Below are 25,180 nucleotides of genomic sequence, written 5' to 3'. Positions count from 1 at the left end.
GGACGGGGTCGCCGCGCGGCTCCGCTACACGCTGTCGCCGGTGCCCGGCCCGGAGGTGCGCTCCAGCTCGTGGCTCAGCTCCTCCAGCTCGCTGCCGCCCGCCATCTGCCGGGTCAGCTCGTCCAGCGTGACGCCGTCCTTGGTGTGGCTGCCGGCCATGGCGCCCCGCTTCAGGAGGACGAACCGGTCACCGACGAGATACGCGTGGTGCGGGTTGTGCGTGATGAGGACCACGCCGAGACCGGCGTCCCGGGCGGCCGCGATGTACTTCAGGACGACCCCGGACTGCTTGACGCCGAGGGCGGCCGTCGGCTCGTCCAGGACGAGCACCTTCGCGCCGAAGTGGACGGCGCGCGCGATGGCCACGCACTGCCGCTCGCCGCCGGACAGGGTGCCGATGGGCTGGTCCACGTCGCGCAGGTCGATGCCCATGCGGAGCAGCGCCGAGCGGGTCGTCTCGCGCATCAGCTTCACGTCGAGGCGCTTGAAGGGTCCGGCGCCGGTCGTGGGCTCGGAGCCCAGGAAGAAGTTGCGCCAGACCGGCATCAGGGGGACGACCGCGAGGTCCTGGTAGACGGTGGCGATGCCCCGGTCGAGGGCGTCGCGCGGGTTGGCGAGGGCGGTCTCCTCGCCGTCGATGAGGAACCGCCCGGCGTCGTGCCGGTGCAGCCCCGCGATGATCTTGATGAGGGTGGACTTGCCGGCGCCGTTGTCACCGAGCACACAGGAGATCTCGCCCGCGTGGACCTCCAGGGAGACGCCTTCCAGCGCCTTGATGTTGCCGTAGTACTTGGCCACGTCGTCCAGCTCGACGAGGGCCTGCCGGCCGGTGTCCTTGGGCCCTTCCGGGGCCTTGGGGGCCGTCATGTCGTCGCCTCCGCGCGCTTGCGTACCCATGCGTTGAGCAGGGTGGCCAGGAGCAGCATCGCTCCCAGGAAGAACTTGAACCAGTCCGGGTTCCACTCCGCGTACACGATGCCCTTGCTGGTCATGCCGAAGATCAGGGCGCCGACCGCCGAGCCGATCGCGGAGCCGTAACCGCCGGTGATCAGGCAGCCGCCGATGACGGCCGCGATGATGTAGATCAGCTCGTTGCCGACGCCCTCGCCGGACTGCACGACGTCGTAGCTGAACAGCAGGTGCTGCCCGGAGACCCAGGCGGCGAAGGCGACCCCGAGGTAGAGCCCGATCTTGGTGCGGACGACCGGGACGCCGACCGCGCGGGCCGCGTCCGCGCCGCCGCCGACGGCGAAGATCCAGTTGCCGAAGCGGGTGCGGAGCAGGATCCAGGTGGCGACGGCCACCAGTCCGGCCCACCACAGGAGCGTCACCTTGAGCTCGACGCCGCCGACGGTCCAGTACGAGGCGAAGAGCTTGCGGGCGGAGGGGAAGCCCTCCATGTCGCCGATGCCCTTCGTGGAGACGGTCCCGCTGATGAGCTTGGTGAGGCCCAGGTTGAGCCCGGTCAGCATCAGGAACGTGCCCAGCGTGATGATGAAGCTGGGGAGTTTCGTGCGGGTCAGCATGAAGCCGTTGAACGCGCCGAAGGCGAGCGTGACCAGCAACGACACGAAGACGCCGACCCAGACGTTGGCCGTCATCTGGTAGCTGAACATCGAGGAGACCAGCGCGGAGCTGGTGACCATCACACCGGCCGACAGGTCGAACTCGCCGCCGATCATCAGGAGCGCGACCGGAGCCGCCATGATCCCGATGGTGGAGGCCGCGTACAGCACCGTGCCGAAGCTGGTGACGCGCAGGAAGCTGTCGGCGACGACCGCGAAGAAGAGGAAGACCGCGAGCGCGCCGACGACCGAGCCCAGCTCCGGGCGGCCGAGGAGCTTGCGCAGCGGTGAGGTGCGCAGCAGCCGTTCGTCCACGACGGCGGTCGATCCGGGCCCGGCGGTCATCGGGTGCCCCGGTCGGCGTACTCGGCGAGCGTTCCGGCGTCCTTCGCGGTGATGATCTGCGGGCCGGTGAGGACGGGGCGGCCGCCGCCGAGGACGTTGCGGTTGTAGCGGTAGAGCCAGAGCAGGTCGACGGCCTCGTAGCCCTGGAGGTAGGGCTGCTGGTCGACGGCGAAGCCGAGGGTTTCGGACTTCAGCCCGGCCGCGACGGTGGCGTTGAGGTCGAAGGTGTCGACCTCGGCCTTGCTGCCGGCGGTCTTCTTCGCCTTGACGGCGGCGTCCGCGAAGGGCGCGCCGAGCGTGACGACCGCGTCGATGTCCTTGTCGGACTGGAGCTTCGCCTCGATGGACGCCTGGACGTCGGGCATGTTGGTGCCCTCCACGTACAGGTTCTGCATCTGGCCGTCGAAGGTCTTCTTCGCACCGGCGCAGCGCTGCTCGTGGCCCACGTTGCCCTGCTCGTGCAGGATGCAGAGGGCCTTCTTGCGGCCGCGTTTGTTCAGCTCGTCGCCGACGGCCTCACCGGCGATGGACTCGTCCTGGCCGATGTGGGTGAGCGCGCCGTACGCCTTGGACTCGGCGGAGCCGGAGTTCACCGTGATCACGGGGATGCCGGCGCGGACGGCCTTGGCGACGACGTCCTTCATGGCGTCGGGCTTGGCGAGCGTGACGATCAGCCCGTCGACCTTCTTGTCGATGGCCGCCTGGACCAGCTGGGCCTGTTGCTGGCCCTCGTCGCTCTTCGAGTACAGGAAGTTGATGTTGTCCTTCTTGGCCGCCATGTCGGCGCCCTTCTGGACGATGTCCCAGAAGGTGTCGCCGTCGCCCGAGTGGGTGACCATGGCGAAGGTCCAGCGGGGCGTGTTCACCGCGGCCCGGCCTTCGGCCGCGGCCTTGGCCGCACGCTCCTCCGCCCGCTTGCCGCCGGTGCTGCTGCATCCCACGAGGGACACCCCCAGCACCGCCGCAAGCACGGCGCCCATCGCACGTACCCCTGTCCGAACCCTTGCCACGACGCCGTGCCCTTCTTGTGCTGCTCGCTGTGCTGCTGCCGGTGGTGCCGGGGCCCTGTGGTCCCGGCCCGGCTGGGCAAGTATCCCCGAGCGCGTGCCGCCGCGACCCGGAGGGGCACGAAGAGGACGGCGGCGCGTCGCTCACCAGCGCACCGGCAGGCGGCGCACCCCCCGGATCAGCGTGCCGGGCAGCCAGTCGAGCGGGGCGGCCTCCGGGTCGGCCTCCAGGCCGGGGCAGCGTTCCAGGAGCGCGCGGATCGCGATGCGGCCCTCCATCCGGGCCAGCGGGGCGCCCAGGCAGAAGTGGATGCCGTGTCCGAAGGCGAGGTGGCCGCGGGTGTCACGGCGGATGTCGAAGCGGTCGGGCTCGGGGTAGCGGGCCGGGTCGCGGTCCGAGCCGGCGAGCGAGACCAGGACCGCGTCGCCGGTCGCGATGGTCCGGGAGCCGACCTCGACCGGCTCCCGGGCGAACCGGAGGGTGGCCGTCTCCACGGGTCCGTCGTAGCGCAGCATCTCCTCGACGGCGCCGTCGAGGAGCGAGGGGTCGGCGCGGAGCGCGGCGAGCTGGTCCGGGTGGGCGAGCAGGGCGCGCACGCCGTTGGAGATGAGGTTGACCGTCGTCTCGTGGCCGGCGACAAGGAGCAGGAAGGCCATGCCGACCAGCTCGTCGGGCGAGAGCGCGTCGTCGTCCTCGTGGCGGGCGGCGATCAGGGCGCTGAGCAGGTCGTCGCCGGGTGAGCGGCGCTTCTCCTCGATCAGCTCCACGAGGTAGCCGCCCATGGCGCGCACCGCCTCGCCCTCCTCCTCCGCGTTCGCGGGGGCGACGACGCCGTTGGACAGCTTGCGGAAGGCGGCCCGGTCCAGGTCGGGGACGCCGAGCAGCTCGCAGATCACGGTCATCGGGAGGGGGAAGGCGAGCGCGTCCACGAGGTCGGCGCGGCCCTCGGGGACCATCAGGTCGAGGAGTCCGGCGGTGATCTCCTCGACCCGGGGGCGCAGCGCCTCGATGCGGCGCGGGGTGAACTCGCGGGCGACGAGCTTGCGCAGCCGGGTGTGGTCGGGGGCGTCCGTCTCCAGCATGTTGGCGTTGATCGGGTCACCGCCGGTCTCGCCGGGGAGCGACCGCCAGTCCTTGCCGAAGCGCTGGTCGGCCAGGACGGCCCGGCCCTCGTCGTAGCCGACGACGAGCCAGATCCGGTCGAACTCGTCGGTGCGGACGAGGTGCACGGGTCCGGTCGCGCGCATCCGCTCGTAGTAGGGATAGGGATGCGCGGTGAAGTCGGGCAACCCGCTGAGATCCACAACGACTTCGGACATGAGTCCGCCCTCCCGGTCGTGTCGTCCCCGCTCCGAGGACCGGCCCGTTCAGCCTATGCCGGGCGGCCTGCGGGGAGGGAGCCGCTTCAGGCCGGATTCGATCCGCTCTCGTCGTCCAGGAGACCGGCGTCGTGGACGAGCAGGGCGATCTGGACGCGGTTGTTGAGGCCGAACTTGGCCAGGATGCGGGAGACCTGGGTCTTCACCGTGGCGACGCTGAGGTAGAGCTCCGCGGCGATCTCCGCGTTGGACCGGCCCCGTCCCACGGCGACGGCCACCTCGCGCTCCCGGTCCGCGAGCAGCGCGATCCGCTCGCGCGCCCGGGCGGCCCGGTCCACGCGTTCGTCCCGTCCGGCGCCGGCCGCCCGGGCCATGAGCTGCCGGGTGACGGCGGGCGAGAGGACCGGGTCGCCGCCGGCGACCCGGCGCACCGACTCCACGATCAGGGCCGGCGGGGTGTCCTTGAGGACGAAGCCGGCGGCCCCGGCGCGGATGGCGCGGAGCACCTGCTCGTCGGCGTGGAAGGTGGTCAGGACGACGATCTCCGGCGCGTCGGGCCGGGCGCGCAGCGCTTCGGTGGCGGCCAGGCCGTCCATGACCGGCATCCGGATGTCCATCAGCACCACGTCGGGCCGCAGCCGGTCGACCAGGGCCGCGGCCTCGCTGCCGTCGGCGCCCTCGCCCACGATGTCGATGTCGTCGGCGCCGCCGAGCATCAGGTTCAGCCCGGCCCGGACGAGCGGGTCGTCGTCGATGATGAGCAGGCGGACGGGCGCGTCGGTCATGACGCCCACGGTAGCCAGGCCCGCACCGCGAACCCGCCGTCGGGGGCGGGCCCGTGGTCGAGGCGGCCCCCGGCGAGGGTGGCCCGTTCGGTGAGGCCGATGAGCCCCTGGCCGGAGCCGGGGACCGGGGTGAAGGGCTCGGTGGGGGCCGGGTTGCGCACCTCGACGGTGATGCCCTGCCCGGGTCCGCCGGTGACGGCGACGGTGACCCCGGTGCCCGGGGCGTGCTTGCGGGCGTTGGTCAGCGCCTCCTGGGCGATGCGGTAGACGGTGCGGCCGGAGGCGGCGGGCACGGCGTCGGGGTCGGCGAGGCGGTTGTCGAGGGCGACGTCCATGCCCGCCTCCCGGGACTCGGCGACGAGCGCGTCGAGGGTGGCGAGGGTGGGCTGCGGGCGGTTGCCGTCGGTGTCGCGGGGGCCGCGCAGCACCCCGATGATCTCGCGGAGGTCCTGCAGCGCCTCGTGCGCGCTGTCCCGGATGACCCCGGCGGCGCGGGCGACCTCGGCCGGGGGCGCGTCGGGGCGGAACTCCAGGGCGCCCGCGTGGACGCTGAGCAGGGTCAGCCGGTGGGCGAGCACGTCGTGCATCTCCCGGGCGATCTCCTCGCGGGCGAGTCGCTGCGCCTGCTCGGCGCGGAGGGCGGCCTCGGTCTCGGCGCGGACGGCGCGTTCGCGGAGGGAGACGACGAGCTGGCGCCGGGAGCGCACGATCATGCCCCAGCTGAGGACGAGGAGGATCAGCAGGAGCCCGATGACGGTGGACGCCAGGAACGACGTGTCCGGGTCGGGGCGCAGATACGGCTGTACGGGGGCGACGGCCAGGGCCCCCACGCCGACGAGGGCGACCGGGCGGAACGGCCGGTGAACGGCCACGCTGAACAGCGCGACGAGCAGGGCACCCGCCGCGACCGGTTCGACGGTGGACAGCAGGGTCAGGGCGACGGCCAGCCCGACCGGCCAGCGGCGCCGGAACCACAGGGCGCAGCAGGCGGCGGCGCCGACGAGGGAGTCCACGAGGACGAAGGTGTCCGGTGTGGTGGGGTCTGCCTCGATGGTGGCGAGCGTCGCCAGGCCGATGCCCGCCGCGCAGAGGAACGCCGTGAGGTCGACCACCCAGTCCCGGACGGTGCGGCGGGACCGGCCCCGGTCGCCGGGCAGCTCGGGTCCGGCCATCGCCGAGGGCAGCAGCCAGGGGTACTCCGTACGCGTCATGTCGACAAAGCTACGCACGCGGGCGGCGGGTCCGGGGCGTCCGGGGCGCGGGAGCGACCAAAGTCGCGGAGCCGGAGACTTTCGGACCCGGTGGGCAGCCCACCGGCCGACGCGGCCCGGCCGCCCGGGCGGCCAGGCTCGGGGCCATGAAGAAACTCTGCGAGACGGTCGGGTTCCTGGTCTTCGTCCAGGGGGTCGCCGGACTGATCCATGTGTGGGTGGACTGGTTCCGCTTCTTCAACCTGTGGCAGCGGCTGCCGTTCGCCGCCGAGTACCCGGTCTTCGTGTCGATCGTGCTGATGGTGGCGGGCGCGGCCGTCATGGTCGCGGCGGACGCGATCAAGGAGTGAGCCGGTCAGGGCGCGCCCGGGTCCGCGCTCCGCCGTCCCCAGGCGGTCCCGGCCAGTACCAGCGCGGCGCCCGCCGCCCCGGCGGGGCCCAGCCGCTCACCGCCGATCGCGATGCCCGCGGCGGCGGCCCACAGCGGTTCCGTACCGAGCAGCAGGCTGACGCGGGACGGGGAGGTGCGGCGTACGGACCACATCTGCACGAAGAACGCGAAGAGGGTGCAGAACACCGCGAGGAAGAGCAGCCCGGCCCACTCCCGCACCCCGAATCCGGCGGCGACCGTCCAGGGCGCCGCGCCCGTCCCCGGCGCGGCGGCCAGCAGGGCGAAGACGGCGAGGGCGCTGCCGAGCTGCACGGTCGTCAGGGACAGCGAGTCCGCGCCCCGGACGGACTTGACGCGGGCCATGAGCAGGACGTGCAGGGTCCGGGCGAGGGCGGCGACGAGCATGAGCAGGTCACCTGCGGAGGGGCTGGTGAATCCGCCGCCCTGGGTCAGCAGCACGACCCCGGCCACGGAGAGCCCGGCGGCGGCGAGGAAGGCCCCGGTCGGCCGGGTCCGGGTGACGGCGGCCTCGGCGAGCGGGGTGAAGATCATGGTGAGGCTGATGATGAGCCCGGCGTTGGTGGCCGAGGTGTGCACGATGCCGTACGTCTCCACCAGGAAGATCCCGCTGAGCACGAGGCCCAGCAGCCCGGCGCCCCGCCACTGGGCGGCGCTCAGCGCGCGCAGCCCGCGCAGCCCGGCGACCACGAGGACGGGCAGCACGACCGCGAAGCGCAGCACGAGCACGGCGACGACGGTACGCGGGGTGGTGATGCCCTTGGCGGCGAGATAGCTGGAGCCCCACACCACGGCGACCAGCAGGACGGGCAGATCGGTGAGCCAGGCCCGGCGCGGCGGGGCGAGGACGGGGGCGGGAACGGCGGCGGAGGACACCTGGACTCCTGCTCTCTCCACAGGGACGACGTGGAGACGGCACCGGCTCGCACTGGGAACGATCACGCTACCGGGCGCGCTCCCGGAATGACGAGGCCCCCGGCGGGACGGGCCCGGACTCGGCGTCCAATTCCCGCCGGTCTCCGGGCCGCCGGACGACTTTCCTGGTTCCTGTCAGCACGACCGGCAACGGACAGGAACGACGATGAACAGCACCTTTCCCACCCCCCGCACCGCGCTCGTCACCGGCGGCAGCCGGGGCATCGGCGCCGCGACCGCCCTGCGGCTCGCCCGGGACGGCGCCGACGTGGCGCTGACGTACGTACACGACGAGGGCGCCGCCAAGGAGGTCGTCGCCGCGATCGAGGCGACCGGGCGCCGCGCGGTGGCGCTGCGCGCCGACGCGGCCGACGCGGAGGCCGCCGCCTCGGTGGTGCACCGGGCGGCACAGGAGCTGGGGCGGCTGGACGTCCTGGTCAACAACGCGGGGATCGGCGTCCTCGGCCCCATCGGCTCGCTCACGCCCGCAGACGTCGACCGGGTCCTGGCCGTGAACGTCCGGGCGGTGTTCCTCGCCTGCCGGGCGGCGGCCGAGGTGATGGGGCGCGGGGGCAGGATCATCTCCCTCGGTACGGCCCTGAGCCGGCATGCGGGCGGGCCCGGCGGAACGCTCTACGCGATGAGCAAGTCCGCGCTCTCCGGCCTGACCAAGCCGCTGGCCCGCGAACTGGGCCCGCGCGGCATCACGGTCAACCTGGTCCAGCCGGGTGCCGTGGACACCGGGATGAACCCGGCCGACGGCCCCTTCGCCGAGGGCCAGCGCGCGGCCAACGCGCTGGGCCGGTTCGGCACGACGGAGGAGATCGCCGCGCTCATCTCGTACCTCGCGGGCCCGGAGGCCGCGTTCGTCACCGGGGCCGAGCTGGTCGTGGACGGCGGTCACGCCGCCTGACGTCGCGCTGCCGCTCCTCCCCGCCCCGCCTACGCTGGGCGGGGAGGCAGGCCCGTAACGGCAGACGAGGAGAAGGGACGATCATGTCCGGTATCCCGGCGCACACCCTGAACGACGGCCGTACGATCCCGGCGGTGGGACTCGGCACCTATCCGCTGGACGACGACGCGGCGGAGAAGGCGGTGTCCGGGGCCCTCGGTCTCGGCTACCGGCTCGTGGACACCGCGTTGAACTACGGCAACGAGACCGGTACGGGGCGCGGTGTCGTCCGCAGCGGGGTGCCTCGCGAGGAGGTCTTCGTGACGACCAAGGTGCCCGGCCGGCACCACGGCTACGAGAAGACGCTCGCCTCGTTCGAGGAGTCCCGGAGCAACCTCGGCCTGGACTACGTGGACCTCTATCTCATCCACTGGCCGCTGCCGAAGGTGGGCCTGTACGTGGACACCTGGCGAGCGCTCATCAAGCTGCGCGAGGACGGGCTCGTCCGGTCGATCGGGGTCTCCAACTTCACCGCGGAGCACCTGAGGCGGCTGGCGGAGGAGACGGGCGTGGTGCCCGCCGTCAACCAGATCGAGCTGCACCCCCGGCTGCCCCAGGAGGAGCTGCGCGCGGCGCACGCGGCGATGGGGATCGTCACGCAGAGCTGGAGCCCGCTGGGGCGCGGCCGCGATCTGCTGGCCGACCCGGACGTGGTGGCCGTCGCCGAGGCGCACGGCGTCACCCCGGGCCAGGCGGTGCTGCGCTGGCACACCCAGCTCGGGGCCGTGCCGATCCCGAAGTCGGCCGATCCGGGGCGGCAGCGGGAGAACCTGGACCTGTTCGGGTTCGAGCTGACGCCCGAGGAGCTGGGGCGGATCTCGAACGGGCGGCGGGAGCGGTTCGGCGGGGACCCCGAGGAGCACGAGGAGTTCTGACGCCCCCGGGGTCCCGTTCCGTCAGCCGCCCAGGCCCTGTCGTCACATTTCCGTCGTCCGCCCGGAGGACGGGCCGGGCGGCGTCAGGTGCGTGCTCTCGGCGTGCCGGCCCCAGATCCCTGTACTGGATGTACTGGGGTCTGGGGCCGGGGCGGCGAGAGTGCGTGCATGGCGTCACCCGGCAGACGGAAATGTGACGACAGGGCCTAGCTCCGCGTGGCGGGCGGCCAGCCGGGCCGTGCCGCGTGCGGTGAGGGAGCCGAAGAGGCGGAGGCGGGAGATGCCGCCGTCCGGGAAGATGTCGATGCGGACCTGGTCGGCGCGGACCGCGTCGGGCAGCACGAAGCGGTGGTTGGTGTCGGGCTGGAGCCGGGTCCGGGGCAGGAACTCGGTCCACGCACCGGTCTCCGCGTCCCGGGCGGTGAGCCGGGCCCAGCCCGCCGCGTTGCCCTTGAGGTACGCGGTGTCGATCTCGACGGCGCGGATGTCCGACTCTTCGGCCAGGTGGTAGTGGATCCAGTCGTTGCCCCGGTCGCGGCGGCGCCGGGTCTCCCAGCCGTCGTCCATCTTGCGGGAGCGGCCGGGCTGGATGGTGTGGGTCGCCGGGGAGTAGAAGCGGTCCGACGCGTCCTCGACCCGGCCGCCGTTCTCCAGGGCGACGACGTCGAAGGTGCCGAGCGCGGCCAGCCAGGCGGGGTCCGGGTCGACCTCGCCGTGGACCCGCAGGCGGGCGATGCCGCCGTCCGGGTGCTGGTTGAGCCGCAGATGCGTGAAGCGGCGCTCCACGTCGACGGCGAACCCGTTGGCCGCGTGGCCGCCGACGGCGGTACGGGGGACGAGCGTCGTCCACTTCACGTCCGGGGCCAGCAGGTCCTCCGGCGAGGGCGAGCCGGGCAGCGAGACGGCCTCGATGGAGACGGCCTGCGGGTAGTTGCCGCGGAAGTGGGCGGTGTCCACGACCAGGCCGCGCACGATGCCGGGGGCGCCGAGGCGGATCAGCGCCCAGTCGTGGTCCTCGTCCACCGGGTGCGGCTGCGTGGCACCGGTGCCGCGTCGGCGGCGGGTCTCCCAGCCGTCCATGATCTTGCCCTTGTGCCCGAAGCGCTCGGGGTCGAAGTGGGCGGGCTCCGGCTTGAGCAGGTTCTCGCGCTCGGCGAAGAACTCGTCGTTGGCGGCGATCACGGCCGCCCCGAGCCGCCGGTCGGCGAGGTCCACGAGGTGGGTGAAGGGGTGGTCGGCGGTGCGGTAGTCGGCGTACGGATCGCCGCCGCCGTACGGGTTCGCGTCGCCGGTGAAGTGCGCTGTCGCCGTCATGCCTGGGGGTCCCTTGTCTGGAGGCGGCCGGTGGGTTCGGAGAGCACGCCGTCGGCGGCGATCCGTACGCCGCGCAGCCAGGTGGAGCGCACCACGCCGTGCAGGGTGCGTCCGGCGTACGCGGTGACCTGGTTGCGGTGGAAGAGCTCGGCCGGGTCGACGGTGAAGGTGGCGTCGGGTGCCAGGACCGCGAAGTCGGCGTCGCGGCCGGCCTCGATGGCTCCCTTGTGGTGCAGCCCTGCGAGGGCGGCGGGGGCCGCGGACATCCAGCGGGCGACGTCGTCCAGGGTGTGGCCGCGGCGGCGGGCCTCGGTCCAGATGGCGGGCAGGCCGAGCTGGAGGGAGGAGATGCCGCCCCAGGCCGAGGCGAAGTCCGGGGTCTTGAGGTCGGTGGTGCAGGGCGAGTGGTCGGAGACGATGCAGTCGATGGTGCCGTCGGCGAGCCCCTGCCACAGCGCGTCCTGGTTGGCGGCCTCCCGGATGGGCGGGCAGCACTTGAACTCGGTGGCCCCGTCGGGGACCTCCTCGGCGGTGAGGGTGAGGAAGTGCGGGCAGGTCTCGACGGTGAGCCGGACGCCCTCGCGGCGGGCGGCGGCGATCAGCGGCAGCGCGTCGCTGGAGGACAGGTGCAGGACGTGGACGCGGGCGTCCAGCCGGCGGGCGTGGGCGATCAGGCCCTCGATGGCGGTGTTCTCGGCGTCGCGCGGCCGGGACGCCAGGAAGTCCGCGTAGGCCGGTCCGCCCTGCTGCGGCGCGGAGGCCAGGTGGTGGGGGTCCTCGGCGTGCACGATGAGCAGCCCGCCGAAACCGGCGATCTCGGCCATGGACCGGGCCAGCTGCTCCTGGTCCAGCTCGGGGAACTCCTCGACGCCGGACGGCGACAGGAAGCACTTGAAGCCGAAGACCCCGGCCTCGTGCAGCGGACGCAGGTCCTTGACGTTGGTGGGGACCGCACCGCCCCAGAAGCCGGTGTCCACGTGCACCTTGGGCTCGGCGACGCCCTGCTTGACCCGCAGGTTCCCGACCGTGGTGGTGGGCGGCAGGGAGTTGAGGGGCATGTCGAGCAGCGTGGTGATGCCACCGGCCGCCGCCGCGCGGGTGGCGGTCCAGAAGCCCTCCCACTCGGTGCGGCCGGGGTCGTTCACATGGACGTGCGTGTCCACGAGGCCGGGCAGCAGGACGTCGTCCCCGAAGTCCTCGACGCGGGCACCGGCCGGGGCCTCGGTCTCGTACGGCAGAACGGCGTCGATGGTCCCGCCGGTGACGGCGACCGACGCGGGCCGGGTCCCCTCGGGGGTGACGACGCGCGTCGAGCGCAGTAGCAGCTTCACGTCCTGACCGGACACCGGCGCTCCTCACTTCGCACTTTCAACGAACTGTTGAAGGAGTCTTCACTCGGGAGTGCGACCCGTCAAGACCCCATCCTTGCTCCCCGCCCGCCCCGGGAGCCGCGCTGGAGGTTTCCACAAAGTAAAAGGTGAATTTCGGAGTGCGGAACGTAGAATGGGCCAGGTGCCGCGCGGCCGGGGTGCCGCGCGGCCTGCGGACACCCGGACAAACGGGCGCTGACCGGCCACGACGACCCTCCTCGGCAGTGGGGCCACCGGAAAGGGCCCGGTAGGCTGCTGCCTTGCTCCTCCGCTTCGAAAGGACCGTTGACGTGCCGCCGTCCCACGCCAGCACTTCCGACTCCAAGCCCGCCGGTTCCAGCGGTGGTGTGCAGTCCCTTGAGCGCGCCTTCGACCTGCTGGAGCGGATGGCCGACGCGGGAGGCGAGGTCGGCCTGAGCGAGCTCTCCGCGAGCAGCGGACTCCCGCTGCCGACGATCCACCGCCTGATGCGCACGCTGGTCCTGTGCGGTTACGTACGCCAGCAGCCCAACCGGCGTTACGCGCTCGGCCCCCGGCTGATCCGCCTCGGCGAGTCCGCCGCACGGCTGCTCGGCACCTGGGCCCGCCCCTATCTGGCCCGGCTGGTCGAGGAGACGGGCGAGACGGCCAACATGGCGCTGCTCGACGGCGACGAGATCGTGTACGTGGCACAGGTGCCGTCCAAGCACTCGATGCGCATGTTCACCGAGGTGGGCCGCCGGGTCCTGCCGCACTCGACCGGCGTCGGCAAGGCGCTGCTCGCGCACACCCCGCCGGACGAGGTGCGCGCCTTGCTCGCCCGCACCGGGATGCCCGCCGCCACCGAGAAGACGATCACCACCCCGGACGGCTTCCTGGAGGCGCTGGACCAGGTCCGCCGGGTGGGTTACGCGGTGGACGACAACGAGCAGGAGATAGGGGTCCGGTGCCTGGCGGTCTCGGTGCCCAACTCCCCCACCTCCGCCGCGATCTCGATCTCCGGCCCGGCGGGCCGGGTCACCGAGGCGGCCACCGAGCGGATCGTGCCGATCCTCCAGCAGGCGGCCAAGGAGCTGTCGGACGCGCTGGCGAGCAGCGGCGCGGCGGGCTGAACGGCAGCGAGGCGGGCCGGACCCGGGAGGGGTCCGGGCCCGCCCGCGTTTCAGGTGAGCGCCGGGGCCGTCAGGCGGCCGTCCAGCATCGTGACCGTCCGGTCCACCCGGTCCAGGTGGGCGCGGTCGTGCGTGACCAGGACCGTCGCCGTGGACCGCTGCCGGGTCAGCGTCACCAGCAGGTCCAGGACGGCCGCGCCGCGCTCGTGGTCCAGGGCGCTGGTCGGCTCGTCCACGAGCAGCAGGGCCGGGTCGTTCATCAGGGCCCGGGCGATGTTGATCCGCTGGCGCTGCCCGCCGGAGAGCTGGTGGGGCCTGCGGCCGGCCTGCCCGGCGAGACCGACGGCGTCGAGCAGGTCGAGCGCCCGGGCCCTGGCCGCCCCGGCCCGGCCGCCCGACAGATGGGTCATGACCTGGAGCTGTTCGACCGCGGTCAGGGACGGGAGGAGGTTGGGCTGCTGGAAGACGATGCCGATGCGCTCCCGCCGCAGCGCCGCCTTCTCCGCGCGCCCCAGCCCCGTGGTGTCCGTACCGGCGACGACGACCGCGCCGGCGTCCGGGGCGACCAGGGTCGCCGCCACGGCGAGCAGGCTGGACTTGCCGGAGCCGGACGGGCCGACGACGGCGGTGAGGGTGCCGGCGGGCACGTCGAGCGCGACGCGGTCCAGCGCGGTGAGCCGCCCGTCGCCGTCCGGATAGGTGAGGGTGACATCGGTGAGCGTGAGGGTCATCGGGCACTCCCGAGCGCGGTGAGCGGGTCGACGGCTGTGATCCGCCGGATGGACAGGGCGGCCCCGGCCGCGCCGAGGGCGATCATCACGGCGGCCGGGACGAGGACCGTCGCCGCGTCCAGAACGAACGGCACGGAGCCGCCGGAGACGAGGGCGCCGATGCCGGAGGCGAGGGCGGTGCCCAGACCCGTACCGACGGCGAGCATCACGACGGCCTGCCCGAGCGCATCCCGGAGCAGATACGGCGTCGAGGCACCCAGCGCCTTGAGCACGGCGACGTCACCGCTGCGCTGGATCGTCCAGACGGTGAAGAAGGCGCCGATGACCAGGGCGGAGATCGCGAAGAGGAAGCCGCGCATCAAGTGAAGGGAGCCGTTCTCGGCCTGGTAGGAGCCGATCGCGCTCAGCGAGTCGTCCAGCGAGAGCGTGCGGGTGCCGGCCGCCCTGTCGCCCGCGGCCAGATCGGCGGCGCCGGTGGTGGTCAGGGCGATCACGGTGGCGCGCCCGTCCCCGCTCCCGGACCGCCGCCAGTCGGCGAGGTCGGTCCACACGACCGGGGTGTGGCTGTACGAGGCGTCGCCTGCGACGGCGGACACGGTGGCCTCCCGGCCGCCCAGGGTCAGCCGGTCGCCGGGGCGCACGCCCAGCTCGTCGGCGCCCCCGCGCGAGAGCACCACCTCACCGGGGCCGACCCGGGCGGGCGCCAGGCCGCTGCCGGGCTCCACGCCGAACGCGGAGACGGCGGCGGTGCGCTCCCCCGTACCGGCGGTGGCGTTCAGGGTGCGGATGCCGAGCGGGTGCGCGGACTCCACGCCGGGCCGCCCGGCCCAGGCGCGCACGGCGGCCTCGCCGACGGCCGAATCGGTGAAGGACACCGACCGGCCGTCCGGCGGGGCGGCGAAGGCCAGGTGGTCGGCGTTCAGCCCGGTGACGGCCGAGGTGTTCTCCCGGGCCAGCCCGGCGGTCAGACCGGACAGCAGGCCCACGAGCAGCGTGATCAGCACGATCACCGTGCCCATGAGGGCGAACCGGCCCTTGGCGAACCGTAGGTCTCTCCATGCGACGAACATGGCTCCAGCGTCGTTTCCCCCCGCTCCGGAAACATCGCCCCCGGGCTGGTGACGACATCAACCTTTCGATTGACCGGCCCGGGACGGCCCGCGCCTAGGCTGGAGCATCATGGAAACGCGTGTCCATCCCCCGGTCGCCGCCGCGCTGCGGCTGTGTCTGCACGCACTGATGCTCGGCCTGCTGGCGCTCGCCGTGGTCAAGGCGTTCGCCGACGACGGCCCGCGCCCCGGCGCGGTGACGGCGGTCGCCGGTGCGCTGGCGGCGGTGTACGTGGCGGGCGCGGCGGCCAGGTTCGTGCAGCCGGGGACCCGGGCGGGCGCGGGGTGGCTGGCGGTGCTCGGGGTGTTGTGGGCGGCGCTGCTGGTGCTGTCACCGGACGCGTTGTGGGTGGCCTTCCCGCTCTACTTCCTCCAGCTGCACCTGCTGCCGACGCGCTGGGGCCTGCCCGCCGTGGCGGTGACGGCGGCCGCCGCCATCGCGAGCTTCCTGCTGCACGGGCAGGCGGTCACGCCCGGCACGTTCATCGGTCCGCTGCTCGGCGCGGCCGTCGCCGTCGCCACGGTCCTCGGTTACGAGGCGCTGTTCCGGGAGAGCGAGCGGCGCCGCGAGCTGATCGAGGAGCTGGTCGCGACCCGTGCGGAGCTGGCCGAGGCGGAGCGCACCGCCGGCACGCTGGCCGAACGCGAGCGGCTGGCCCGGGAGATCCACGACACCCTCGCGCAGGGCCTGTCCTCCATCCAGCTGCTGCTGCGCGCAGCCGAACGGGCGCTGCCCGGGGACGCCCCGGCTGCCGCCCATGTGCACCGGGCGCGCGAGGCGGCGCAGGACAACCTAGCCGAGGCGCGCCGCTTCGTCCGCGCGCTGACCCCGCCCGACCTGGCGAACGGCTCCCTGACGGCCGCACTGGAACGGCTGTCGGCCCGCTCCACGACGCCCGCGCTCGCCGTGCGGTTCGCGGTCAGCGGCACACCGGTCGAGCTGCCCACGCCGTACGAGGTGGCGTTGCTGCGGACCGCGCAGTCGGCGCTGTCCAACACCGTGCGGCACGCCGGGGCGGGGCGGGCGGAGATCACGCTGAGCTTCATGGACACGTCGGTGTCGCTGGACGTGGTGGACGACGGGCGCGGCTTCGCGCAGGACGTCGCGACGGCCGGTGCCACGGAGTCCGGCGGCTTCGGGCTGCCCGCGATGCGCTCCCGGGCCCGGTCGCTCGGCGGCACCCTGAGCGTCGAGTCGGCACCCGGCCAGGGCACCGCCGTCGCGCTGACGCTCCCGCTGCCGGTGGGCCGGGCCGGGCGGGAGGCGGCATGAGCGGGCCGGTCCGGCTGCTGCTCGCCGACGACCATCCGGTGGTACGGGCGGGGCTGCGGGCCGTCCTGGACACCGAGCCGGACTTCCGGGTCGTCGCGGAGGCCGCCACCGCGGAGGAGGCGGTCGCCCGGGCGGCGGCCGGCGGGGTGGACGTCGTGCTGATGGACCTCCAGTTCGGCGCCGGGATGCACGGCTCGCAGGCCACCGCCGCGATCACCGCGGCACCGGACGCGCCCCGGGTGCTGATCCTGACGACCTACGACAGCGACGCGGACATCCTGGCGGCGGTCGAGGCGGGGGCGGCGGGCTATCTGCTGAAGGACGCGCCGCCCGAGGAGCTGGCGGCCGCGGTCCGTACGGCGGCGGCCGGGCGCTCGGCGCTCGCCCCGGCCGTGGCGCACCGGCTGATGGACCGCATGCGCACCCCCGCCCAGGCGCTCACCAAGCGCGAGCTGGAGGTGCTGCAACTGGTCGGCGAGGGCCTGTCGAACGCGGAGATCAGCAAGCGGCTCTTCCTCAGCCAGGCGACCGTGAAGTCCCATCTGGTGCACATCTACGCGAAGCTCGGCGTCGACTCGCGCACGGCGGCCGTGGCGGCGGCGACCGCCCGCAGGCTCATCCGCCGCTGAGACCGCCGGAGCCCCCGGCCGCCCGCCCGTTCAGCGCTGCGGCGGCTCGCCGAAGAGGTCGACGGCGACCCGGACGTCGCGCAGGGCCGCGGCCAGTGCGCTGACCGAGCCGATCGCCCCGGCGATCAGCAGCAGCGAGCGGCGCAGCCGGGGGATCTCGGGTGCCCCGCTGAGCGCCATCGCGTCCAGCGCGGCGAGCTCGTCCTCGGCGATGGCCCGGTCCGGGAACCGCCCGGGGTGTCCGGCCAGGGCCCGCCGGAGCCGGGAGACCGCGGTACGCAGCTCCGCCACCCTGGGGTCCTCACCGCTGCTGGTCACCCGCTCCTGCCCGACGCTCTTCAACAAAGCTCCCCCTCGCACGTCCTTGTGCCAGTGTCGTTCCGACCGGTCCCGGGACCGTGGTCAAGTGTCCGGGGATGCGGGCAAGTTAACGCCATAAAAGGTGCCGGGCGCCACTCCGCGTACGTAACACGCGCCGCAGAGGTACGAGGCGGTGGGCGCGAGCGGCCGCCGTGGGGTATCCAGGCGGCATGACACACGCACGAATCGCCGGACTGCTGCTCGCCGCGGGCGGGGGCCGCCGGCTCGGCGGACGCCCGAAAGCCCTGCTGGAACACCGCGGCGGCCTGCTCGTCGAGCACGCGGTGCGCACGCTGCGCGCGGGCGGCTGCGGCACGGTCCATGTGGTGCTCGGTGCCTCGGCCGACGAGGTCGCCGCCCGGGCGGATCTGGCCGGCTGCGGCGTGAGCGTCAACCCGGAGTGGACCGAGGGCATGGGCTCGTCGCTGCGGACGGGGCTGGACGCGCTCGCGGGGACGGGCGCGGACGCGGCGCTCGTCCTGCTGGTCGACCAGCCGGGGATCGGGGCAGAGGCGGTGGCCCGGGTGGGTGCGGCGTTCCGGGACCGGACGAGCCTGGCGGCGGCCTCGTACGCGGGGGAACGCGGGCATCCGGTGCTGTTCGGGGCGGACCGGTGGACGGACGTCGCGGCGGGGGCGGTGGGCGACCAGGGGGCGCGGGCCTACCTGCGGGCGCACCGGGCGGCGCTGACGCTGGTGGAGTGCGGCGACGTGGCACAGGCGTACGACATCGACACTCCGGCGGACCTTTCGCACCTGGAGTGAACGCCCTGGCACGCTGCGCCGACACGCGGGCCGTTCTGTCGACCCGAAGAATCTCGACATCAACAAACCATTGAACTTCCACCATGAGGAAACTACTATCCACTTTTCAGAAGCCCTCTGCACCTCAGACGGCGGCCACAGCCGTATCCCGGAGCCCTGGCACGCCGTGCCGAATCGGGCGGCCCGGCGGCCGTGACGCCGTCCGCACCGCCCGCTGAAGGAGTGACAGCTCATGTCCGCACCAGCGCCGTCCTCGCTGGCCATCGTCGATGCCGAGCCCCTGCCCCGGCAGGACGAGGTCCTCACCCCCGCGGCCCTCGCGTTCGTGGCCGAGCTGCACCGCCGGTTCACGCCCCGGCGCGACGAACTGCTCGCCCGCCGCGGTGAGCGCCGTGCCGAGATCGCCCGCACCTCCACGCTGGACTTCCTGCCGGAGACCGCGGCGATCCGTGCGGACGACTCCTGGAAGGTCGCCCCGGCCCCGGCCGCGCTGAACGACCGCCGCGTGGAGATCACCGGTCCGACCGACCGCAAGATGACCATCAACGCCCTGAACTCGGGCGCGCGGGTCTGGCTCGCCGACTTCGAGGACGCCTCGGCGCCCACCTGGGAGAACGTCGTCCTCGGCCAGCTCAACCTGATGGACGCGTACAACCGCTCCATCGACTTCACCGACCCGAAGTCCGGCAAGTCCTACGCGCTGAAGCCGGCCGACGAGCTGGCGACGGTCGTCACCCGCCCGCGCGGCTGGCACCTGGACGAGCGTCACCTCCAGCTCGACGGCACGCCCGTGCCCGGCGCGCTGGTCGACTTCGGCCTGTACTTCTTCCACAACGCCCAGCGCCTCATCGACCTCGGCAAGGGCCCGTACTTCTACCTGCCGAAGACGGAGTCGCACCTGGAGGCCCGCCTCTGGAACGACATCTTCGTCTTCGCGCAGGACGAGCTGGGCATCCCGCAGGGCACCGTCCGCGCCACGGTCCTGATCGAGACCATCACCGCCGCGTACGAGATGGAGGAGATCCTGTACGAGCTGCGCGACCACGCCTCCGGGCTGAACGCGGGCCGCTGGGACTACCTCTTCTCCATCGTGAAGAACTTCCGTGACGGCGGCGCCAAGTTCGTCCTGCCGGACCGGAACGCGGTGACGATGACCGCCCCGTTCATGCGGGCGTACACCGAACTCCTCGTCCGCACCTGCCACAAGCGCGGCGCGCACGCGATCGGCGGCATGGCGGCCTTCATCCCGTCCCGCCGCGACGCCGAGGTCAACAAGGTCGCCTTCGAGAAGGTCAAGGCCGACAAGGACCGCGAGGCGAACGACGGTTTCGACGGCTCCTGGGTCGCCCACCCGGACCTCGTCCCGATCGCCATGGCCTCCTTCGACGCGGTCCTCGGCGAGAAGCCGAACCAGAAGGAGCGCCTGCGCGAGGACGTCTCCGTGGCGGCCGGCGACCTGATCGCCATCGACACCCTGCACGCCAAGCCCACGTACGAGGGCCTGCGCAACGCCGTCGCCGTCGGCATCCGCTACATCGAGGCGTGGCTGCGCGGCATGGGCGCGGTCGCCATCTTCAACCTGATGGAGGACGCGGCCACCGCCGAGATCTCGCGCTCGCAGATCTGGCAGTGGATCAACGCGGACGTGGTCTTCGAGAACGGCCGGCACGCCACGGCGGACCTGGCCCGCGAGGTCGCCGCCGAGGAACTGGCCGCGATCCGCGCGGAGATCGGCGACGACGCCTTCGCCGCCGGCCAGTGGCAGGAGGCCCACGACCTCCTCCTCCAGGTCTCCCTGGACCAGGACTACGCGGACTTCCTGACCCTCCCGGCGTACGAGCGGCTGCGCTGACGCCGCACCTTCGCGTGAGCCCCGCGCCCCGGTGTACGCCTCCGGGGCGCGGGGCCTTCGCGTTCAGTGGACGCGGATCGCGGTCACCTCGTGCACCATGGCCGCGCTCGTCGCCGGGCCGTTGCAGGTCAGCTGGTGCGGTGGGGCGCGGTGCACGGTGACCTCCACGTCGTACGCGGTCGCGCGGGGCGGTGGGCCGGTGACGCGGATCAGCCAGTGGGGTCCGGCCCGGGAGGTCCCGGTGACCGTGTAGTCGTGGCGGCCCGCCGGGCCGAAGCGGGCGAGCACCGCGGCGACGGCCGCCTGCTGGGCCGGGAAGAGGTCGGTGTACCCGCGCAGGTGGGTGGCGTGGACGCGGCCCGCGAGGTGCTGTCCGACCACGGTCACGGCCGAGCCGGCGTCCAGGCCCCCGTAGTAGACGCCGTCGGGCGCGACGAGGACGTTGGCGGCGAACCGGTCACCGCCCACGTGGGTGCACTCCCACACCGGGTCCGGCCACCGCTCGGCCAGCGCGCGGGCGGCCGGGCGTCCGCGCAGGGCGCAGCAGGTGTCGTGCCGGCCGTGGGCGCAGACGAGGACGACCGGCGGGTGCCCGGGCTCCCCGGGCGCGCCGAGCGCGGCGGCGGCGAGCGCCAGGTCCTCGTCGCGCTCCCAGGTCCCCCACTGCTGACGGTGGCCGCCGGTGCCGTCGTGGCGCAGCACGGCCCAGCGCCGGGGACCCGCATCGCGGGGGCGGCGGCCGTGCCGGCGGATCAGGAGGATGCGGGCGCGCACGGCCCGGGCCGCCTCGTAGAGCAGGGACTTCGGCACGGGGTCGAGCGCGAGGCCGTCGTAGCCGTTGGCCGGCCAGGGCGCGTGGTATTCCACGAGGACCCAGACCAGGCCGTACGGGGCGGTGCCCGCGAGCGCGTCGCCGCGGGCCCGGGCGGCGTCGGCGCAGAAGAAGCGCTCCGCTGTCACCGGAGGCTTGCCGCGCTCACTGAGCGGCCGGGACGAGGACACCGGCGCGCAGCAGCCTCCCCGCGCAGGCGAGGCCGAGGTCGGCGGCGGTGCGCACCTCACCGGCGAGCAGGCGGGCCAGGGCGGGCAGGTCCGCGTCCGGGAAGTCCAGCCATCCCACGCGGGTGACCAGGCGGTGGCCCTCCAGCCGGGCGTCCAGCGCGCCCCGGAGGCGGACCGGGGTGCCGGGGGCCAGTCCCTTGAGGGCGGCGAGCTGGGCGAGCGGGCCGAGCGGTGCGGGGCGGGCCTGGGCGCGCCGGGCGCGGTGGACGTGCGGGGCGGGGTCGGCGGCGGCCAGGGCCGCGGCGAGCCGTTCGCGTACCGGGGCGGCCTCCTCGTCCGGGTCTGCCGGGCCCAGCGGCAGGGAGCCGCGCATCCATGCGTCGTCGCGCAGCTCCGCGAGCGCGGCGCGCACCAGCTGTTCGGCGAGCGCGTACCGGGTCCAGGTGTGGACGCCGAGCGTCAGGTGGACGGAGACCTCGCCCTGCGCCTCAGCGGCGTGCAGCCAGCCGCGCGGCAGGTAGAGGACGTCGCCCGGCCCGAGCACGGTGTCGAGATGCGGTTCGCCCGCGGCGGCCTCGGCGACGGCACCGCGGTGCTCGGTCCAGGGCTGGTCGCGCAGCGGGTCGGGGTGCACGGGGCGGTGGACGATCCAGCGCTTGGTGCCCTCGGTCTGGAGCACGAAGACGTCGTGCACGTCGTAGTGGGCGTCGAAGCCGCGGTTCTGCGGCGGGGTGACATAGGCGTTGGCCTGCACCGGGTGGCCGAGTTCGGCGGCGAGCGCGGCGGTGAGGTCGCCGACGGGGGCCCAGGTGCGGTGGAGCGCCTGCAGGACGAGCGTGGCGCCGTCGGCGAACTCCCGCCACAGCGCGGTGTCGTCGGCCTGGTCACCGATGGTGGCGCCCACCCCGGCGGGCGAGGTGAACGAGGCGTCGGGCAGCGTGGCGCCGTTCTTGGCGACGCGGAGGAACGGCGTCCGCAGTCCGCGCCGCGAGACGAGTTCGTCCACGGCGGCGGCCGGGAAGAGGTCGGAGAAGTCACCGGCCCGCCGGGTGAGCAGCGCCTCCCGCCCCCAGAAGTCCCGGGCGAACGCGGTCCGGTCCGTGCCGGGCGTCAGGCGCGATTCCAGGACCCCAGGGGCCGCGCTCGCGGTCCGGGGGTCCTGGGTGCCGGTCGGGGATGTGCTCAAGAACGGCCCGCGCCGCCGTCGGCCCCGCCGTCCTGGACACCGGGGGTGCCTGCGGCGCCGCCGTCGGCCGGCCCTTCGGCGCCACCGTCGGCGCCGCCGTCGTGGACGCCCGGCGTGCCCGCCGCGCCGCCGTCGGCCGGACCTTCCGCACCACCGTCGGCGCCGCCGTCGGCCCCGCCGTCCGCGCCGCCGTCATGGACGCCCGGCGTACCGGCCGCGCCACCGTCCGCAGGGCCCTCGGCCCCGCCGTCGGCGCCACCGTCGTGGACGCCCGGCGTGCCCGCCGCGCCACCGTCCGCGGGGCCTTCCTGCTGGTTCGGGTCCTGCTCGGGGCTGGTCATGGTTCCTCCCGCGCATCGAACGGCTGGGGCCGGACCCGTAACGGAGCCCGGTGGTGAGGCACGGCGGTGCCACGGGGGCACCGCCGCGACCAGCCTACCGCTATGGGCGGTAAGTCTCGATTTGAGGGAAATGAACCGATAGCGAGCTACTTCAGCCCGTTGTCCAGGGCACCCATCAGCGTGCCCTGGGTGGTGTCGCCCGACATTTCCCAGACCATGACGCCGAGCAGCCCCTTGTCCTTCACGTAGTCCGTCTTCTTGCCGATGGACCAGGTGTCGTCGAAGGACCACCACTGGCTGCCGGTGTAGCCGTACGTCGAGATGGACTGCTCGTCGTGATGGACCGTCATCGTCGGATAGGCGCCGATGAGGTTCGAGTAGCCCCGGGTGCCGGCCTCCTCGGCGAACTGTCCCGGCGCGGCCCCGCCCGCCGGTTGCCACTCGCCCGCGACGCCGCCGTCGGTGACGCCCTGCCAGCCCCGGCCGTAGAACGGGATGCCGAGGGTCAGCTTGCGGGGTTCGACACCCGCGTCGGTGTACGCCTTGATGGCGGTGTCGGCGCTGAAGTGGAAGTCGTACGGGTCCTGCGTGTCGTTGTAGAGGTTGGCCTGGTGGCCGGTGCGGTTCGGCTCCCAGGAGTTGTCGCTGCCGGAGCCGTGGAAGTCGTAGCCCTGGACGTTGGCGACGTCGAGCGAGTCGAAGACCTTCGACAGGTCCCAGCCCTCGTCGATCTTCTGCGGGTCGGCGGGGGTGAAGGCGGTGAGCAGGCGGTGGCCGCCGCCCAGCGCGTCGAGCTGCTTGCGGAACTCGGCCAGCAGCAGGGTCAGGTTGTCCTTGTCGTCGGGCGAGTAGTGGTTGCCGGGGTGCCCGGTGCCGGTGCCCGGCCACTCCCAGTCGATGTCGAAGCCGTCGAAGATGCCGGCCGCACTGCCCGGGCCGCCCGCGCCGTTGTACTCGGGCAGGTTGCCCTTGATGTACATGTCGATGCAGGAGGAGACGAACTTCTTGCGGGCCGCGTCGGTGGCGGCCACGTCGGAGAAGTACTTGGAGTACGTCCAGCCGCCGAGCGAGACCACGATCTTCAGGTCCGGGTGGAGCTTCTTCAGCTTCTTCAGCTGGTTGAAGTTGCCGCGCAGCTTGGCCCAGCCGTCGTCCGCGACCCCGTCCACGGACTGGGCGGCGCTGAACGGACGGGCGTAGTCGGCGTCCGCGTCACCCGCGCCGGTGCCCTGCTCGGGGTCCTGGGGGTCGGCGGTGGTGCCCTTGGTGACGCCGTTGAGGCAGGTGAGGTTGTTGGGGTCGATGTTGGCGAAGGCGTAGTTGACGATGTCGAGCTTGTCGGCGGCTCCGGAGGTCTCCAGGTTCTTGACGAAGTACTGGCGGCCGTAGATGCCCCACTGGACGAAGTAGCCGACCTTCGCGTAGTTCCCCGCCCCGACGATGTCGTCGGTCTTCACCGTGAGGGCGTTGCTCGCCGGCGATGCGTTGTCGGCGGCGTCGCGGGCCTTCACGGTGAAGGTGTACGAGGTGGAGGGCGACAGGCCCCCGACGGTCGCGGTGGTCGTGGTGCCGGAGACCGTGGTGGCCAGGGCGGAGCCCCGGTAGATGTCGTACGCGGCGACGCGCTGGTTGTCCGTCGACGCGGCCCAGGCGAGCGTCACGGACGAGGAGTCGGTGCCGGTGGCACGCAGGGCTCCGGGGGCCGTCGGGGCCGAGGTGTCGGTGGCCGGGTCGACGGTCGTGACGGTCAGCGGGGCGCTCTCGGCGGAGACGTTGCCCCGGGTGTCCTTGGCGCGGACGGTGAACGCGTAGGCGGTGGCCGGGGTCAGGCCGGTGACCGTGGCGGAGGTGGCCGCGGTGGCGGAGCCGACGACCTTGCCGCCCGCGAGGATGTCGTACGAGGCCACGGGGAAGTCGCCCGCGGTGGCGGCCGTCCAGGACAGCATCGCGGTACGGGCGGTGACGTCGGTCTGCTTCAGCCCGCCGGGCGCGCCCGGGGGCACGTCGGCGGAGCCGTCGCACTTGTCGCCGTTGATCCTGCACCCGGTCGGCGCGGTGATCGGACCGGTGGCGACGAACCAGAAGCTGTACGGCTCGGTGCTGCTGTGCGCGGCGATCGTGCCGTTGTAGTGCGCGTTGACGGCGGTGACGTGGCTGCCCTGGGTCGTCGTGGTCCCGTTGTACGAGGACTGGATCGCGACCCCGGCGGGCAGGTCGAACTCCAGGCTCCAGCCGGTGACGGCGGTGTCCGTGTCGTTGTGCAGGACGTAGGTGCCCTTCCACCAGGGGCCGTTGTCGGCGGAGGTGAAGGTCGCCGTGAGCTTGCCGGCCGCGTGCGCGGGGACGGCCTGCAGGGACAGGAGCGCGAGGAGGAGGCCGAGCACGGCGAGCAGTGCGGTCGCCGTTCTCCTTCTGAGTGGCATGTGCTCGAACATGGTTCTCCCTTACGGCAGGGACCGGTGAGGCGGTCCTCGGGGAGGTGCGGATGTCGTGCCATGGAGCACACGGGAAGGTAATTGGTCTGGACCAAGCCGTCAATAGGTACAGACCACTTGAGATACGCGGGCCGTCCCGCCACCGATGCCCCCTCAGCTGTTGGCGCAGGTGTGCGAATTGATCGTCTTCATGGTTAGGATCAGCGATGGCAAGGCTGTAGCGCAGAGGTCGTCGCGCCCTAGCTGTATTGCCCTGTGAGGTTGGGGACGCGGCTGGCGGGTGGCTTGCCTGCGAGCGCGGTGTGTCCGCGGTGGTGATTGTAGGTGTGCAGCCAGCCG

General features: G+C 73.3%; 24 protein-coding genes. 8 read left to right on the top strand and 16 right to left on the bottom strand.

Annotated elements, in window-relative coordinates:
- Window positions 1-24: 24 nt before the first annotated feature.
- The 6 genes from AB0L33_RS32655 to AB0L33_RS32630 all read right to left on the bottom strand — a co-directional run bounded on the left by AB0L33_RS32655 (window position 25) and on the right by AB0L33_RS32630 (window position 6,233).
- A complete protein-coding gene (locus AB0L33_RS32655) occupies window positions 25-867 on the bottom strand; it encodes an ATP-binding cassette domain-containing protein (RefSeq protein WP_365687170.1) in 843 nt (280 codons plus the stop codon).
- Window positions 864-1,910: an ABC transporter permease gene (locus AB0L33_RS32650; protein ID WP_365687168.1), complete on the bottom strand. Its 1,047-nt coding sequence runs from the start codon at window positions 1,908-1,910 to the stop codon at window positions 864-866. The genes AB0L33_RS32655 and AB0L33_RS32650 overlap by 4 nt, the downstream gene beginning before the upstream one ends.
- On the bottom strand, window positions 1,907-2,890 hold the full coding sequence (locus AB0L33_RS32645; protein ID WP_365687166.1) for a sugar ABC transporter substrate-binding protein: 984 nt from the start codon (window positions 2,888-2,890) through the stop codon (window positions 1,907-1,909). The genes AB0L33_RS32650 and AB0L33_RS32645 overlap by 4 nt, the downstream gene beginning before the upstream one ends.
- A gap of 171 nt (window positions 2,891-3,061) precedes the next feature.
- Window positions 3,062-4,237 (bottom strand): cytochrome P450, encoded by a 1,176-nt coding sequence (locus AB0L33_RS32640; RefSeq protein ID WP_365687165.1) that lies wholly within the window; start codon window positions 4,235-4,237, stop codon window positions 3,062-3,064.
- Between the two features lie 86 nt (window positions 4,238-4,323).
- A complete protein-coding gene (locus AB0L33_RS32635) occupies window positions 4,324-5,022 on the bottom strand; it encodes a response regulator transcription factor (RefSeq protein ID WP_365687163.1) in 699 nt (232 codons plus the stop codon).
- Window positions 5,019-6,233: a histidine kinase gene (locus tag AB0L33_RS32630; protein ID WP_365687161.1), complete on the bottom strand. Its 1,215-nt coding sequence runs from the start codon at window positions 6,231-6,233 to the stop codon at window positions 5,019-5,021. Before AB0L33_RS32630 ends, AB0L33_RS32635 begins: the two co-directional genes overlap by 4 nt.
- A gap of 146 nt (window positions 6,234-6,379) precedes the next feature.
- Between AB0L33_RS32630 and AB0L33_RS32625 the strand changes: the two genes are divergently transcribed.
- Window positions 6,380-6,583, top strand: a complete 204-nt coding sequence (locus tag AB0L33_RS32625; protein ID WP_365687160.1) for a hypothetical protein — start codon at window positions 6,380-6,382, stop codon at window positions 6,581-6,583.
- A 5-nt stretch (window positions 6,584-6,588) separates the two neighbouring features.
- Here the strand turns inward: AB0L33_RS32625 and AB0L33_RS32620 are convergent, their stop codons facing one another.
- A complete protein-coding gene (locus AB0L33_RS32620; RefSeq protein WP_365687158.1) occupies window positions 6,589-7,518 on the bottom strand; it encodes a DMT family transporter in 930 nt (309 codons plus the stop codon).
- 205 nt (window positions 7,519-7,723) lie between these two features.
- Between AB0L33_RS32620 and AB0L33_RS32615 the strand changes: the two genes are divergently transcribed.
- Entirely contained in the window at window positions 7,724-8,470 is a 747-nt protein-coding gene (locus AB0L33_RS32615) for an SDR family oxidoreductase (RefSeq protein ID WP_365687157.1), read from the top strand.
- An 83-nt stretch (window positions 8,471-8,553) separates the two neighbouring features.
- On the top strand, window positions 8,554-9,384 hold the full coding sequence (locus tag AB0L33_RS32610) for an aldo/keto reductase (RefSeq protein WP_365687156.1): 831 nt from the start codon (window positions 8,554-8,556) through the stop codon (window positions 9,382-9,384).
- Between the two features lie 174 nt (window positions 9,385-9,558).
- Here the strand turns inward: AB0L33_RS32610 and alc are convergent, their stop codons facing one another.
- A complete protein-coding gene (gene alc / locus AB0L33_RS32605; RefSeq protein WP_365687154.1) occupies window positions 9,559-10,698 on the bottom strand; it encodes an allantoicase in 1,140 nt (379 codons plus the stop codon).
- The gene (allB, locus tag AB0L33_RS32600) at window positions 10,695-12,044 is read right to left on the bottom strand and encodes an allantoinase AllB (RefSeq protein WP_365687152.1); all 1,350 of its coding nucleotides are present in this window, start codon (window positions 12,042-12,044) and stop codon (window positions 10,695-10,697) included. The genes alc and allB overlap by 4 nt, the downstream gene beginning before the upstream one ends.
- Before the next feature lie 314 nt (window positions 12,045-12,358).
- Between allB and AB0L33_RS32595 the strand changes: the two genes are divergently transcribed.
- Window positions 12,359-13,159, top strand: coding sequence for an IclR family transcriptional regulator (locus AB0L33_RS32595; protein ID WP_360861727.1), 801 nt, complete (start codon window positions 12,359-12,361; stop codon window positions 13,157-13,159).
- Window positions 13,160-13,209: 50 nt separating this feature from the next.
- Here AB0L33_RS32595 and AB0L33_RS32590 read toward each other — a convergent pair whose 3' ends face one another.
- Window positions 13,210-13,890: an ABC transporter ATP-binding protein gene (locus tag AB0L33_RS32590; RefSeq protein WP_365687151.1), complete on the bottom strand. Its 681-nt coding sequence runs from the start codon at window positions 13,888-13,890 to the stop codon at window positions 13,210-13,212.
- Window positions 13,887-14,960 (bottom strand): ABC transporter permease, encoded by a 1,074-nt coding sequence (locus tag AB0L33_RS32585; protein WP_365687149.1) that lies wholly within the window; start codon window positions 14,958-14,960, stop codon window positions 13,887-13,889. Before AB0L33_RS32585 ends, AB0L33_RS32590 begins: the two co-directional genes overlap by 4 nt.
- A gap of 109 nt (window positions 14,961-15,069) precedes the next feature.
- Here AB0L33_RS32585 and AB0L33_RS32580 point away from each other — a divergent pair, with 109 nt between their 5' ends.
- A complete protein-coding gene (locus tag AB0L33_RS32580) occupies window positions 15,070-16,272 on the top strand; it encodes a sensor histidine kinase (RefSeq protein ID WP_365687147.1) in 1,203 nt (400 codons plus the stop codon).
- On the top strand, window positions 16,269-16,901 hold the full coding sequence (locus AB0L33_RS32575) for a response regulator transcription factor (protein ID WP_018100493.1): 633 nt from the start codon (window positions 16,269-16,271) through the stop codon (window positions 16,899-16,901). The genes AB0L33_RS32580 and AB0L33_RS32575 overlap by 4 nt, the downstream gene beginning before the upstream one ends.
- A gap of 30 nt (window positions 16,902-16,931) precedes the next feature.
- On the opposite strand, the gene AB0L33_RS32570 is transcribed toward AB0L33_RS32575, so the two are convergent.
- A complete protein-coding gene (locus tag AB0L33_RS32570; RefSeq protein WP_365687145.1) occupies window positions 16,932-17,246 on the bottom strand; it encodes a DUF5955 family protein in 315 nt (104 codons plus the stop codon).
- A 185-nt stretch (window positions 17,247-17,431) separates the two neighbouring features.
- Here AB0L33_RS32570 and AB0L33_RS32565 point away from each other — a divergent pair, with 185 nt between their 5' ends.
- On the top strand, window positions 17,432-18,025 hold the full coding sequence (locus AB0L33_RS32565) for a nucleotidyltransferase family protein (RefSeq protein ID WP_365687144.1): 594 nt from the start codon (window positions 17,432-17,434) through the stop codon (window positions 18,023-18,025).
- 232 nt (window positions 18,026-18,257) lie between these two features.
- On the top strand, window positions 18,258-19,877 hold the full coding sequence (gene aceB, locus AB0L33_RS32560) for a malate synthase A (protein WP_365687142.1): 1,620 nt from the start codon (window positions 18,258-18,260) through the stop codon (window positions 19,875-19,877).
- 63 nt (window positions 19,878-19,940) lie between these two features.
- Here the strand turns inward: aceB and AB0L33_RS32555 are convergent, their stop codons facing one another.
- From AB0L33_RS32555 to AB0L33_RS32540, 4 genes are all read right to left on the bottom strand, one after another.
- The gene (locus AB0L33_RS32555) at window positions 19,941-20,837 is read right to left on the bottom strand and encodes a sucrase ferredoxin (protein WP_365687224.1); all 897 of its coding nucleotides are present in this window, start codon (window positions 20,835-20,837) and stop codon (window positions 19,941-19,943) included.
- Window positions 20,838-20,853: 16 nt separating this feature from the next.
- Window positions 20,854-22,065 carry a cupin domain-containing protein gene (locus tag AB0L33_RS32550; protein ID WP_365687140.1) on the bottom strand — a complete coding sequence of 404 codons (1,212 nt, stop codon included), beginning with the start codon at window positions 22,063-22,065 and terminating at the stop codon, window positions 20,854-20,856.
- Entirely contained in the window at window positions 22,062-22,406 is a 345-nt protein-coding gene (locus AB0L33_RS32545) for a BatC protein (protein WP_365687139.1), read from the bottom strand. The genes AB0L33_RS32550 and AB0L33_RS32545 overlap by 4 nt, the downstream gene beginning before the upstream one ends.
- A 146-nt stretch (window positions 22,407-22,552) precedes the next feature.
- Window positions 22,553-24,841 (bottom strand): glycosyl hydrolase family 18 protein, encoded by a 2,289-nt coding sequence (locus tag AB0L33_RS32540; protein ID WP_365687138.1) that lies wholly within the window; start codon window positions 24,839-24,841, stop codon window positions 22,553-22,555.
- Window positions 24,842-25,180 lie beyond the last annotated feature (339 nt).

Origin of the sequence: Streptomyces sp. NPDC052299 (assembly GCF_040679335.1) — a bacterium.
Classification (GTDB): domain Bacteria; phylum Actinomycetota; class Actinomycetes; order Streptomycetales; family Streptomycetaceae; genus Streptomyces.
The sequence above is the reverse complement of the archived record's forward strand: the minus strand, read 5'-3'. Positions and strand labels throughout refer to the sequence as shown.